14 protein-coding genes are annotated in these 12,968 nt (G+C 38.1%); 6 read left to right on the top strand and 8 right to left on the bottom strand.

The features are described from left to right. Positions 1 to 378 precede the first annotated feature (378 nt). Positions 379 to 744: an alr0857 family protein gene (locus ACM03V_RS02335; RefSeq protein WP_414619135.1), complete on the bottom strand. Its 366-nt coding sequence runs from the start codon at positions 742 to 744 to the stop codon at positions 379 to 381. 746 nt (positions 745 to 1,490) lie between these two features. Here ACM03V_RS02335 and ACM03V_RS02330 point away from each other — a divergent pair. Next, positions 1,491 to 1,748: a hypothetical protein gene (locus ACM03V_RS02330; RefSeq protein WP_414619134.1), complete on the top strand. Its 258-nt coding sequence runs from the start codon at positions 1,491 to 1,493 to the stop codon at positions 1,746 to 1,748. Between the two features lie 191 nt (positions 1,749 to 1,939). On the opposite strand, the gene ACM03V_RS02325 is transcribed toward ACM03V_RS02330, so the two are convergent. Beyond that, positions 1,940 to 2,290 carry a hypothetical protein gene (locus tag ACM03V_RS02325; RefSeq protein WP_414619133.1) on the bottom strand — a complete coding sequence of 117 codons (351 nt, stop codon included), beginning with the start codon at positions 2,288 to 2,290 and terminating at the stop codon, positions 1,940 to 1,942. A 287-nt stretch (positions 2,291 to 2,577) separates the two neighbouring features. Between ACM03V_RS02325 and clpS the strand changes: the two genes are divergently transcribed. Then, positions 2,578 to 2,859, top strand: a complete 282-nt coding sequence (gene clpS, locus ACM03V_RS02320) for an ATP-dependent Clp protease adapter ClpS (protein ID WP_414619132.1) — start codon at positions 2,578 to 2,580, stop codon at positions 2,857 to 2,859. A gap of 123 nt (positions 2,860 to 2,982) precedes the next feature. Then, entirely contained in the window at positions 2,983 to 3,822 is an 840-nt protein-coding gene (locus tag ACM03V_RS02315; RefSeq protein ID WP_414619131.1) for a lysostaphin resistance A-like protein, read from the top strand. Positions 3,823 to 3,927: 105 nt separating this feature from the next. On the opposite strand, the gene ACM03V_RS02310 is transcribed toward ACM03V_RS02315, so the two are convergent. The 4 genes from ACM03V_RS02310 to ACM03V_RS02295 form a co-directional block, all read right to left on the bottom strand. After that, positions 3,928 to 5,082 (bottom strand): WG repeat-containing protein, encoded by a 1,155-nt coding sequence (locus tag ACM03V_RS02310; RefSeq protein WP_414619130.1) that lies wholly within the window; start codon positions 5,080 to 5,082, stop codon positions 3,928 to 3,930. Between the two features lie 280 nt (positions 5,083 to 5,362). Then, the gene (locus ACM03V_RS02305; RefSeq protein WP_414619198.1) at positions 5,363 to 6,004 is read right to left on the bottom strand and encodes a pentapeptide repeat-containing protein; all 642 of its coding nucleotides are present in this window, start codon (positions 6,002 to 6,004) and stop codon (positions 5,363 to 5,365) included. Between the two features lie 128 nt (positions 6,005 to 6,132). Then, positions 6,133 to 7,527, bottom strand: coding sequence for a DICT sensory domain-containing protein (locus ACM03V_RS02300; RefSeq protein ID WP_414619129.1), 1,395 nt, complete (start codon positions 7,525 to 7,527; stop codon positions 6,133 to 6,135). Positions 7,528 to 7,776: 249 nt separating this feature from the next. Then, positions 7,777 to 9,369, bottom strand: a complete 1,593-nt coding sequence (locus ACM03V_RS02295; RefSeq protein ID WP_414619128.1) for a photosystem II high light acclimation radical SAM protein — start codon at positions 9,367 to 9,369, stop codon at positions 7,777 to 7,779. Positions 9,370 to 10,110: 741 nt separating this feature from the next. Here ACM03V_RS02295 and ACM03V_RS02290 point away from each other — a divergent pair. From ACM03V_RS02290 to ACM03V_RS02280, 3 genes are all read left to right on the top strand, one after another. After that, positions 10,111 to 10,494 (top strand): DUF1830 domain-containing protein, encoded by a 384-nt coding sequence (locus tag ACM03V_RS02290; protein ID WP_414619127.1) that lies wholly within the window; start codon positions 10,111 to 10,113, stop codon positions 10,492 to 10,494. Between the two features lie 217 nt (positions 10,495 to 10,711). Then, a complete protein-coding gene (locus ACM03V_RS02285; RefSeq protein WP_414619126.1) occupies positions 10,712 to 11,173 on the top strand; it encodes a DUF4079 domain-containing protein in 462 nt (153 codons plus the stop codon). Positions 11,174 to 11,344: 171 nt separating this feature from the next. After that, the gene (locus tag ACM03V_RS02280) at positions 11,345 to 11,881 is read left to right on the top strand and encodes a hypothetical protein (protein ID WP_414619125.1); all 537 of its coding nucleotides are present in this window, start codon (positions 11,345 to 11,347) and stop codon (positions 11,879 to 11,881) included. A 142-nt stretch (positions 11,882 to 12,023) separates the two neighbouring features. On the opposite strand, the gene ACM03V_RS02275 is transcribed toward ACM03V_RS02280, so the two are convergent. Both ACM03V_RS02275 and ACM03V_RS02270 read right to left on the bottom strand, forming a co-directional pair. Beyond that, positions 12,024 to 12,458 (bottom strand): NUDIX hydrolase, encoded by a 435-nt coding sequence (locus ACM03V_RS02275; protein WP_414619124.1) that lies wholly within the window; start codon positions 12,456 to 12,458, stop codon positions 12,024 to 12,026. Positions 12,459 to 12,467: 9 nt separating this feature from the next. Continuing rightward, positions 12,468 to 12,920 carry a DUF3531 family protein gene (locus ACM03V_RS02270; protein ID WP_414619123.1) on the bottom strand — a complete coding sequence of 151 codons (453 nt, stop codon included), beginning with the start codon at positions 12,918 to 12,920 and terminating at the stop codon, positions 12,468 to 12,470. Positions 12,921 to 12,968: the final 48 nt, after the last annotated feature.

The raw sequence follows: 12,968 nt of genomic DNA, 5'->3' as shown, positions 1-12,968 counted from the left end.
GGGGAATAGAAAAAAGATAATACTAATAAATGTAAATAAATTAATTTGTAGTGCGGGCATCTTGCCCGCTAGAAACAAATAAACCTAAAATCCAAAATCTAAAATCTAAAATCTAAAATCTAAAATCTAAAATCTAAAACCCCAAATCTAAAACCAAAACCCAATATCTAAAATTTAAAACCCGAAATCCAAAATCTAAAATCCAAAATCCAAAATTGAAGAGGGGGTGCTGTTCGGGGAAAGGCGGCACGACTGACTAAGACCAGTTAGAAGATGGGATTCGGAAGTCGCACCATAGTCCCGCGAACAGCAAGACTAGAAATTATTTGTAATTGTTGATTGTTAAATTTATTAAATTTATTAACTTTATTAACTTTATTAAGTTTGAGTGCAAAGTTCGCGTTCAAACAAACTCTGCAATAAATATTCAGTATATTCCTCAAGTTCAGTGACGAATACACCCGTTTCGCTTTCCACAACTGAAGTCAACCAAATACCTTTTAAAACAACTTCAACCGATTCGCGATCGCAATGGCAGAACTCTACTATATTTTCGCTGTTGATTTTATTTAATTCACCAATGAAAGACGATGCCGGTACTAAAATAGAGGCGGTACTAGATTCAATATTAATACTGAGAGTACTCCGTATACTTATAAGTACTCTGGTATTTATCCAGTCTTCTAAGGATTGTTTTAAGCAATCTAAGCTTATCTTATCGTCGGTATAAGTAAGTTTTAACATGGTTACTTTTCTACATCATCGGTGAAATCATTAAGAAAACAGAAAGTAATAAAATATTGATTTGTTTATCTGTTAAATACACTATATGCGGAGGTCATTCCCTTAAGCTAATAAAATTTAAAATATTTGAAAAGCTAGTAGCTTCAAGGTTATACAGCTAGGGGAAGCTGTTCAAGTTGGGGGAATCCCCTAAGTTGTTGGAAAAATGCACCCTTTAATGATGTATTATTAATACTCTGGAAAAGAAAATTAAAAAATTATTGAGCTTTAACTCATCCTATGTTGAAAAATATAAATCTATTACTTTGGAAGGATAGATTCCTATTTTCTTTTTCAGGACAATAAAGTTATGTTTGCTTCGAGTCAATGCTTGAATACCAAGTTTATCTCGTTGATAGCAGCACAAATATTTGTAATATCAGGATATTTATGTTAAAAATATCAACTGCTTAATAGGGTGATATTTCGGATTCTCTTTTGATAATTTCCAAGTTAGACTCGGATAGAAAATAATACCTGGGTTGAGCCAACGTCACTGTTGGTTATTGATATTTTTTAATTAATACCCTTGTATAAGCATGGGGTAACAGTTATTTTTTATGCTTTTCCTTGTGTGAAAAGATAATTTAATCAACCCATTTTATTAATTAGTTCCCATTCATAACCATTTCTTAATAGGCTATGAGCGCTTCAAATAGCATCTTTGAAGCGTATTTGACCATCAATTAAATTTCTTCGGAGGAAAAATGCTTCAGGGTAATAATGGCGAAACTCTTTCTATTTACGAATGGTTATCTAGAGCAGGATTCAAAAATTCCGATGTCTTTAGAATGGAACCAGAATTAATTCGCCATCTCCATAAACAGTGGTTTGTATATCGCGAAATTGTGCAAACTTTTATGTCAGAAAATGACTGTTCCGATCCCAGCGAAATTGAAATAAACCACCCCTATCGCACACCTCAAGTACCTCAAGCAATTTCTTCTTACTCTCAAATTGCTTAAACGTGCTACAGCGTTGTAGTTAACTATGTAGTGAAAAAACATGGTTAGTAGGAGTCACAGCATCCCATTTTCGGGGAAGTTGTTCGGCTCCTACTACGAAAATTTCAGCCGATTTTATCGCCGGTAAAGTTAGGAGGGAAAAGGGAACAGGAAACAGGGAACAGTAGTAATTATATAATCTAAAATCGAAATTACGCTTCATTTTGATTTACTTGCCAAAGTTGCTGAATAAACTGATGAAGTTGCTGTTTGGCTGCGGGAAATAATTCTGGCTTTGGTTCTTTTACTAAAATCTGCGTGTATAGCTCAATCACTTCCGTATCTAAAGCTGGTTGAAACAGGTTTATCGCCCAGAGCAAATCGGAAGTAGAGCGTAAATCGGTTACTTTTGGCAATTCGTACTCTTGAATAACAAGTAGTAAAGGACGTACCCAACATAAATTACGCTCAACTACTACCTGAATAACTTCTGCATATAGTCTGCTGCCCTTGTATTCTAGAAAGACTATTTGTCCGGCTTGAAATTTTGCTTCGATCTCCATATTTAGGGGGTTATAGGGCGACAAGGGTTATTTGCTGTGCTTCGATCCATTTTTATCTATTTTTTAAGCCTTAGTCCAGATAATCGGAAGAAAATAGTTACTTGTGCAACTCAAATTTAGCCCAAAAAGTATGCTACTACTCTGGTAATGATTATTCGCCGATGCAATAATTAATCGATCGCATAAAACTTTTCTTATATTCGAGCATCGTAATTAGATGCGATACAATATTTTAAATAAGTGTTAAGTAAAGTGTAGTAAACAAGCAAGAAAAGAGCATACTAACCGTGTCAGTCGAAACCATACAGAAGCCTTCAACAATCCGTAAGCACGCGCCTCGGTACCGTGTTTTGCTCCATAATGATGATAATAACCCGATGGAGTATGTGGTGCAGACGCTAATCACCACAGTGCCGAGCCTCAGCCAACCCCAGGCTGTCAGCATCATGATGGAAGCCCATACGAATGGATTAGCTTTAGTTATTACTTGCGCTCAAGAACACGCGGAGTTTTATAGCGAGACTCTAAAAAATCATGGGTTAAGCAGCACAATTGAGCCGGAAGACTAACGTTAAACAAAAAAGAAACTGTCACTACCAAGTTGTCGTCATTTAACGAACATGGTAAAGAAACATCAGATATTATAAGTCTGTTTACTGTTATCTAATCTTTGCCAATACAAACGACTTGGTATGAAAATTAATTTATTTAGTTTATCTCAGCGCCCTGCCCCTATAAGGTTGGGCTGCTTTATTTTAAGTTTGTTGTTGCCGTGGTTGCCTTATGCAGCGGCGGTTTACATTACAGTCAAAGATGATGAAAATACCCGCACTATTTTAACGATGGGTATTTTAGCAGTTGAATTTTTATTTTTATTGCCTTGGTGGAGTAAATATATCCATCAGCAAACTCCAGCATTCCGCCATTATGGTTTGGAGTTTACGCGCAAAAATGGAGTCGAGTTGCTGCGGGGTGTGGCAATTGGATTAATTAGTATTTTAGTATTATTTGCTTTGCAAGGAATATTCGGTTGGCTAGTTTTCCAGCAACCGAGTTTTTCGATGGTGCAATTAGTTTTGGAAGGGTTGCTTACTGGTTTGGGTGTGGCTTTTGCGGAAGAATTGTTTTTTCGGGGATTTATATACGATGAATTGCAGCGAGATTACAATTCTAAATCGGTAGTTTGGGCAACCGCGATTATTTTTGCTGTACTGCACTTTATTAAGCCGCTGCCAGTAATTATAAGTACATCGCCGCAATTTTTGGGATTAGTACTTTTAGGGTTAGCTTGCGTCTGGGCTAAACGCAGTTGCAGAGGGCGTTTGGGCTTATCCATCGGACTTCATGGGGGTTTAGTCTGGGGTAATTATATTCTTGAAGTAGGAAAATTGATTAAATATTCTGGTACAGTTCCTCAGTGGGTAACTGGTGTAAATAATAATCCCTTAGCAGGGGTAATGGGTTTATTGAGTTTACTATTGTTAGCTTTGTGGATGCGTCAAAAGCAGTTAACAGTGAACAGTAAACAGTGAACATTTAGCGGTGAGCAAGAAAATTCTGGTTATTATTTTTTTATCTTGAGAACAAACTATTATTCTTCTTCTCCCCTATTCCCTACTCCCTAATTCCTACTCCCTTTATTCATTCAAAGGGATGCTGATATAACCCCATTTATCGCCAACTTTAACCCAAGCTTTTCCTACTTTTGGATAAGCCGTAGTTGTTTGGTATGACAATATTTCACCTGCATGATCGAATTGTGGCGAGATTACTATTTGACCTTTTTTATCAATATAGCCCCATTTATCATCAATATTTACCTTTGCCAAACCTTGAGAAAATTTACCAACGTCTTCAAATTGTGGCTTAATAACAAGCTTACCTTTCTGATTAATATAGCCATACTTCCCATCTATCCATACTGATGCAAGCCCGTTAGAAAAATTACTGGCTTCTAAAAAAGTTGGCTTAATATGAAACTTACCTTTGCTATTTATATATCCCCATTTGCTATCCTGACTCGCTAATGCCAATCCTTCGGAAAAATTCCACGCTCGTTCAAATTGTGGTGCGATCGCTAATTTACCTTCGCTATTAATATAACCCCACTTGTCGCCAACTTTAACTGGTGCCATATTTTCGTTAAAGGAAGCAGCTTTGTCAAATTGAGGTTTTATGACTAAATTTCCACTTCTATCGATATAACCCCATTTGTCGCCGACTTTCACGGGTGCCAGGATTACTTTATTCACAACCTTACTTTGCTCATCTGTTGTAAAAGACATGGCATCGTCATATTGGGGCTGGATAACAAATTTACCAGTTTTGTTGATGTAACCCCATTTTTCACCTGACTTAACCAGTGCCAATCCTTGAGTAAATTCCCGCGCTGAATCAAAGGTGGGTTTAATAGCTAACGAACCATTTTTATGAATATATCCCCATTTATCAGCTATATCTACCCATGCTAATCCTTCGGAGAATTCTCCAGCAGCATCAAAAACGGGAGGGATAACCACTTTACCAGAGTTGTTAATATATCCCTGACGATAGCCAATATATACAGAAGCAAATCCTTCAGAAAATTCGTTTACAGATGTAAATTTTGGCTGAATAGTAAAAGTAAAATTGTTATTTCTACTATTTATTAGACGTTTAGATAATGAACTGCTATCCTTAGAAAACGCTGGTGGTAAGGATATTAACCAGGGAATAGTGACAACAACTAAAGCATAAATTGCTGCCAATCGATTGCAAGCTACTGAAAAATTGGCTTTGGATGATACAACCATATAATTGTGTCAATTTTTATAGATTTTAATACTGGTACAAACTAGTTAAATAAAGGTTAATAAATTTTTATACTTTCAAATAAAATTATTCACCCTGGTTTGATAACGTTTGGGGTTAGTTAAATGTTCCTGTATCAGTTACCAGTTATCAGTTACCAATACTTATAATCAAGGTTCGTAGTAGCGCTTCAGCGCCTCTTATCGGAGGCGCTGAAGCGCTACTACGAACCAAATCTTTATCTATGTATAAGCAATTAAGCTAACTTAATACCACGGTAGTCTATTTAACAACCTTTTGAACTATAGTTCCCACCAAACAAGTTTTGTCAAAATTTACACCGTCTAAATTTGCACCTTCTAATTCCGCACACAATAAATTTGCACCTGCTAAATTTGCACCGGCAAGGTTAGCTTTGCGTAAGTCGGCTTCTTCTAAGTCGGCTTTGCTTAATAATGCACCTTGTAAATCTGCACGACTTAAGTCTGCACCTTTAAGGTTTGCACCTGTAAGATTAGCACCGCGTAAATCAGCACCACGTAAGTCAACTCCTTGCAAGTTAACGTTAATTAAATTACTACCGCTTAAGAAAGCACCTGCAAAAGAAACTTCGTTAAGTCTGGCACCCATGAAGTTAGCGCCGCGTAAATTGCTACCTCGTACATCCGCGCCGGTTAAATCTGCTTGCATCAAGTTGGCTCCCATCAAGTTAGCTCGCAAGTCAGTTTCTTGGAGGTTTGCGCCCATTAAATTAGCTCCTTCTAAATGGGCACCTTCAAATTTGGAATGAGCAAAATCTGTACCTACTAGGGTTGCACCAGCAAGATTAGCTCTACTGAAATCGGTTTTAGATAAATCTTCGTCTTCTAAATTAACTCCAGCTAGCTGCTTTAGTTCACCGGATTTAATCGCTTCAATATTCATCATGTGTATTCTATATAAATTATTTTAACTTAAGTTCCGGCGGCACTGGACGCAAAGAGCTATAATACAACTTCTCTTTACGCCCGCGATCTAATTTATTATCCATTGAAAATGCCAGCAAAGCTAGATTACTTAAGGTAAGTTTTTACTTCACTAAACTCGCCAATCTCTGCTTGTTTGCTATCGATTAACCACATTCCAGCACTTAATTTTGGTGTAATTACGGTTAATTCCAATCCCTGATGTAAACCCATAACTAATAAAGTTAAGGTTTCTATTAGTTTAGGATCGAAACGAGTTGATTGTTGTTGAGTGCATTCTTCTAAAGCTTGAGTAAGTGTTTCTTCCTTATTTAATCCGGAAGATAACTTCTCGTTCACTCTAAATTGAAAATCTGCGATTAAAGCCAAAATTCTGGACTCTAAAGGAATTTCGTCTGCTGCTAATCCTGCCGGTTTCCCGGTACCATCCCACCATTCTGTTTGATGGGTAATAATTTGCGCTACAGCTCGCAGTCTTGGCATAGTGCGTAAAACCTGCGTCCCCGGTACCAAAGCACAAGTCAAAGGACAACTGGGTGCGTCTTCTTTGTAACTGTTAGATGCTCCGGGAGTCAAAACGCTTTCGGCTGTTTGTAGGGGATGTATGCGATGTAGAAAACCCGCAAGCCGCAATCGTTTCATTTGCCATGCAGGCAAATCTAAAAGCTGCCCCATTGTTTCCGATAATGCTACAATCTCTGTTACTGCCATTGGGTTGACAACATCAGCAGCATCAAGAAGTTGTGCCATCCGTAAAAATGCCTGAATCTCATTAGAAAATAAGTTTCTATCTAAAGTTTTATGGCGACTACCGGCGGGAAGGGAAATATTTGTCTGTCCCGTCTGCAAATAGTCCACAACCCTGGAAACTACAGCTGCTAATTCTTCTGATGTGGCAACTGCTGGCTTAATTTTCCCTTCGTATTCGCGCAGCTTTTTCGCGAGTTCCGGATTATAACTTTCAATATGATTTATAGCTATTTCAGCCGTTTCCCTGACTAAATCTGGCTCAAACGTCCACAATCCATAAAATTTACGTTCCAAATCCGATTCTGGCTGTCCTGATGGGCCATAATCTTCTTCCGATAATTCTTGACAAATTACCATCGCTGTGTATTTGGGCGATAAAATAATTAAATGCCATTCTTCGGAAACAGGATCGGCTGAATCTATAGATACTAAATCTACATTAGCTAGGTTACTAGTGGGATGTTCCAGCCAGCCGCTATCGGCAGCCGCCATAATAGCAATTTGCTGCGAACATTTGGCAATACCTGCATAACGTTCGGCTTCTTGTAAATACCACTTGCCTTGCTGAAAAGCCGTGATAACTAAAGGTTTACTATCGTCTTCTAATATATGGTCTTCTAAAGCATGGCAAAGAGCCACTAAGGTATTTTTGTAGTAAACGCCGTATCTAATCGGTCTTTTACTATCTTGATGAGCTTTATGTAGCCTTTGGAGTATTGAGCCTTCTAACATTTGATTTTATTAAAGTAAAACTAATCTCGAATGGATTGCGAGCAATTCTAACACTGCTACAGGTATAAAGGGATTTATCTATGATAATTATTAATTATTCTGAAAAATTCCCAAAAATATACATAAATAGCTAACTTATTACTTTGAGTCCAAATTTCCTATAGCATTTTTGCTTACCCAACCTCCTGTATTTTCTCTGCTCCCCTACTTTATTTCTAGTAGAGTGAACTGTGCCACCCTACTGATTCTTTATGATACACCAGCAAGTTGCTTTGGTTTTGTTTGAATTGGTGCGGAAAGTGCTTCTTCTAATGGGGCACAGCCAAGTTTTTCTTCTAGAATTTTCATGACTTCGCGTCCGAAATCCGACGGGTTTTGTCGCGTGGCTTGCAAGCAGACTTCACCAAAAAATGACCCCAAAGGTTCGGGATTCCATAGTAATTTTCTAGCATTCCACGGAGCTAAAAGCATCGGATTGTAACCTTTATTGAGAATACCTTCTTTAAAAGCGTATTCTTCTAAATGGGTGTGCGGTTGCAATCCGATGAAGAAAATTGCTGGTTCAACTTTATCTACTCCGAAAATTCTTTCTAATTCGCGATGGTAAGCGATTGTTTGACGAATAGTCTCGGGACGTTCATCTATTACATTAAAAGAATAGTTAACAGAAACCAAATCGTTAAACCCAGCTGCTTTTAAATCGCGACAGTTTTCTAAAACGGTTCGCAGATTGTAACCCATCCGCATTTTCCGGACTAATTCCTGAGAGCCGCTGGTAATACCGATTTCAAAATAATTCATTCCGGTTTTTACCATCAAATCGCACAACTTCGGAGTTAGGTTATCGGCGCGGATATATGCCGCCCAATTAATATCCGTCATTCCAGAATCAACGATTTTTTCCAATAATTCCACAGCATCATCCATGAATTTTCGTGCTGGGATAAATTGAGCATCGGTAAACCAGAATCTACGAATTCCTTTATCGTAAAGTTGTCGCATTTCCGCAACTACTTCATCAGCAGGATTAATTCGCACCTGCTTACCTTCCACAACCGTGTAAACGCAGTAGCAGCAATTATGAGGACAACCGCGCTTGGTTTGTACGCCTATATAGAAATCTTGTTCTTGCAGATAATAGTTAAACTCAGACCAAATGCTTTCTATATAATCGTAATTACAAGCACTTTTCTCAATGGGAGTCGGTTGTTCATGAATTAGGCGATCGCGCGGTTGAGTTTCTCCCACCACATAACAGCGTTCGTCCCTAAATTCTTTGCCGCTTAAGAGTTTTTCTAATAAGCTTTCCCCTTCACCAACGGAAACTATAGAACCTTTGGGTAAACTGTTGTTCAACTGCTCGTAATAAACGCTCACCGCACCACCACCAACAATCACGCGGACATCTTTGTTGTATCTAAGAGCGCGTTTTAATCCGCGTTTAATCAATGCCGAATTGCGCCAAAGTTCTGTATAAAAGCCTTTGAGCATTTGCACGCCACCTAAAGCTCCGTGCAGTTTCACAAAAGGATTTTTGGCGTAGAAAATTTCAAAAGAATACTGTAAAGGATTTCCACCTCTTCCACCAACAGGAGCAAAAATATGAATATCGCGCCAAGAATAAATTAATAGCGTCGGTTTAAATTCATCAATACAGGCATCCAGAGCAGATTTGTAATCTAAAGGTGGTACCGTTCCCAAATCAAAAATCCGTTGTTCGACATTCTCGAACAGTTTATGGACGTGATCTGCAAGGTAAACAACCCCAATCGGAAAAATGGGGTTACAGGGAAGGCGCACGTAGAGAATTCTGTTTTCCATTGTGGGTGTTTCAACTTCCATCTTGCTGTTATCAATTAAAAAATAAAGAGCTTATATTCGCTTTAAAACTACGTATTTAAATTAATTTTCCACCTTTATGACCATCGTACTTGAGTTTTTACTCAATCATGAATAAGCGTAGATTATTGACTAAAACGCCTGTTAATAGGTAAAAACTCCCGTTAGGGCGAAATTAACCAATTGTCTTCATACATATTTTTTATACATATCTTTTATGAAAATCAACTTCACATACCTTTACGATAACATCCACTTACTTCATCAAACCGACTTTATTTAGGAATGATGGAAAGATGGGGGGATGGGAAGATGGGGAGATGGGGAGATGGGGAGAAGAATTTGATATTTACGATTTGAAGCTTGAATATAAAATCTTTGCTTTTGCGTTTTTGTGACCGATCGTTATCACCAAACTGCGGTTCATCGCTCAGCAACCCAATTACCAATTATGAATTGTGACGCTTTGATATATAGATTTAGAGATGTATCTAGTATAAAACTCATTAAAATGCATTACTTGATTCTATAAATTTTATAAAAATAATAGCAATGATTATTGCTTAATCTATGATGGCAAAAAAAGCATAGATTTTTACAAAAATTTTTTATCTGGAAAATATTTTAAGGTAGAAATAGCATACAAATAGCCAGTTGGTATTGAGGGTTACAGCAGGCGGGGATCGTCAAGTGCTAATTTTGTAAATGTAAGATACAATTGTGGCGATAAGCTCCTCAGTAGTTATGGCTCAAATACTAGATCCTCTACCTCCTGAGCAATCAGGGAAATCTCTGTGCTGCTACGTTAATGCCACGAGCAAAATCCAGGTGGCTCGCATCTCCAACATCGCTAATTGGTACTTTGAACGGGTTGTTTTTCCCGGACAAAGACTAGTTTTTGAAGCACCCGATGAAGCTCAATTAGAGATTCATACGGGGATGATGGCAAGTTCAATTTTATCGGATACAATTCCGTGCGATCGGCTTGCAATTAACCAAGCAAATATTTCAGATATAAAAACAGATTCAGATAATCGGAATGCTGATTCAGGAGAAGAAAATTCTCTTGCATCCTCAATTCATTCAAAAAACGGAGATAACACAAAACCATTAATAATCGTTGGCTAAAACTGGGTAAGCCTTTGAAACCTTTATTAATTCAAAATTTTTTTCTCTATTTTTGGGTTGCTACCGTTAGCAACCCATTTTCAGTTAACAGTTACCAGTTATCAATTACCAATTAAAAGTTTTTAGCTCCTAACTCCTAACTCCTAACTCCTAACTCCTAACCTTCTCCTTGTCCCCCCACTCCCCATATGTCCCGGTTCGATTTACAATTCTAAATATGGATTTACCTTCATTTATTTGGTTGTGGAAAATCGCTGCTTGGTCTATGGGATTGTCGTTACTTGCTTATTTTTTGTTAGCGGTAACGGGTGTCTGGATGTTTCGTACTAGAGCATCTGGAAATCCTAGCTTCGCGGCGATGTTGCCGGGAGGTTATGCCGGACTACGCATACTCCACTATGTAATGGGTATCACTATGGTTGCTTTAGTGATACTGCTACTCGCTATTGGTATTGTCGGTACTTTAGGTGAATATGGTTCTTTAGGACATTCGCAACACTTAGGGGCTGGCTTAACTACGGTGGTATTAGTTTTAATATCTGCTGGAAGTGCGATCGCGATTCGTACTGGTTGGGTTTGGGCTAGACGGATTCACGTTAGTACAAATATTGCTTTATTTCTCGTATTTGTCTGGGTTTCGCTGAGTGGTTGGACTGTAGTGCAAAAGTATTTACCTTAATCAGTTAACAGTTATCAGTTAACAGTTATTTAATTAATATAAGGAGCAGGGAGCGGGGAATAAAGCAGGAAAAACGTTTTTGCGCTGGTTGGGATATGCCCAATTTGTAACTGATAATTGTATGACGCTACCGCGTCACGCTTCGCTAACATTGATAATTGTTAATTTATTATGGATTATACTATTTTTCGTCTATCTCCTTTAATTAGGGTTACGCTTTTAAGTTTGTATTTAGCGCTGACTTTGCCGTTACCTTTTCTTGCTGATTTCACAAATGCAGCCGTACCATCTCCACTACTTTGGATTGGTATCGGTATTGGTTTTGTAATTTTGTACGCCGTTTTAACCGAACGAGTAATTTTGAATGAAGAGGGGATTCAGGTTGTTTATCCTCCTTTGGTACCAAAGTTTTTTCGTAAAGGTTGGTTTTTGGCTTGGGCAGATGTAGAGGATTTAAAACCACGAACTACCGGACAAGGAGGTATTGTCTACTATTTTGTTAGCAAAGACAAGAAAGGTTATTTGCTGCCGATGCGTGTAGTAGGTTTTAACCGTTTGGTGAAAATTGTACAGGAAAAAACGGGTATTGATACTACGGATGTTTACCCATTATCCCAACCTTGGATGTATTTAATTTTGCTAGGTTTTACATTATTGATGTTTCTAGTTGATGGTTGGACGATTTTAACTGCACTAGAAGTTGGTTAATAAGTGGGAATGGGGTATGGGGCATTGGGAATAGTTAGAGTTAGGAGTTGTTAAGGTCAAAGGTCAAAGCTTAAAGGTTAAAGGTTAAAATTCTCCTTGTCTCCTTGTCTCCTTGTCTCCCCATCCCCCCATCTCCCCATCCCTATCCCAGGTACTCTACAAATCCCTCCGGAACTAACCTAACGTTGCCACTTTTTAAAGTTTTAATATCTACCCAAAGTGCTTCCTTCTTTCGTTCCCCTTCGTTGAATGCGATTGTTTCCTGCTCGTAAAATTTGGGGTGTACGAAGTCGCATTCGTAAAGTTGAATGATTTCGTGTCCTGATTTTCCTTGAAAAGTAAATATGTTTTCTAAACAGGTTAAGTAGCGAATGTTAGTTATTTCTGCTTGGATTTCTTCTTGAAATTCGCGTTGGAGAGCTTCCTTACTGGTTTCGCCAAATTCAACGCCGCCGCCCATTGCACGATAGAATTTGTCTTTCTTGACTGGATCGTAACCTTCGGAAAGAAAAATGCGATTGTTTTGATCTCGAATTAATCCCAGTGCTAAAACGCGGATTTTACCTTCTTTATACATTTATTTTCCCTAGTTATCGTGAATATACGAAGGACGACTATCGCTATCTTCAATCGACCAATCCGTGTTTTCGCCACCAATATAAACTTCATCAATGGTGACGTATTCTTGACCTAATTGAGTAAGAGCGTTGATCAGAAGATCGAGTGCGATCGCGTCGGAAGTTCCTAAGTCAAACCAGCATCTTCCCCAATCTCCGTTGTATTCAAATTCGCCCATATTGTGCATCAGAGCTAACAAGCTATTTTGATAACCATCTTGGTCGTAATGTAAATAGCTAATATCAAGTCCGGTATCTTGTACTTGAAGATTTTCGGCATTGAAAGCACCCAATTTACCTAAATAAAACCAGGAATTAAAAAGTTCTTCTACAAATTGTTTTTCGCGTTCGGAAGGAACAGTACTAAACCTTAACCAAATCCAGACATCAAAAGGATTAATCTCGCGGAATTCTATTTTCATCTATTGGAATATCCAGATTACTTTTACCCAAAGTTATTTTATAAGAAG

It is taken from the genome of Calothrix sp. CCY 0018 (assembly GCF_963920925.1).
Taxonomy (GTDB): domain Bacteria; phylum Cyanobacteriota; class Cyanobacteriia; order Cyanobacteriales; family Nostocaceae; genus Rivularia.
This window is presented reverse-complemented; position numbering and strand designations above follow the sequence as displayed.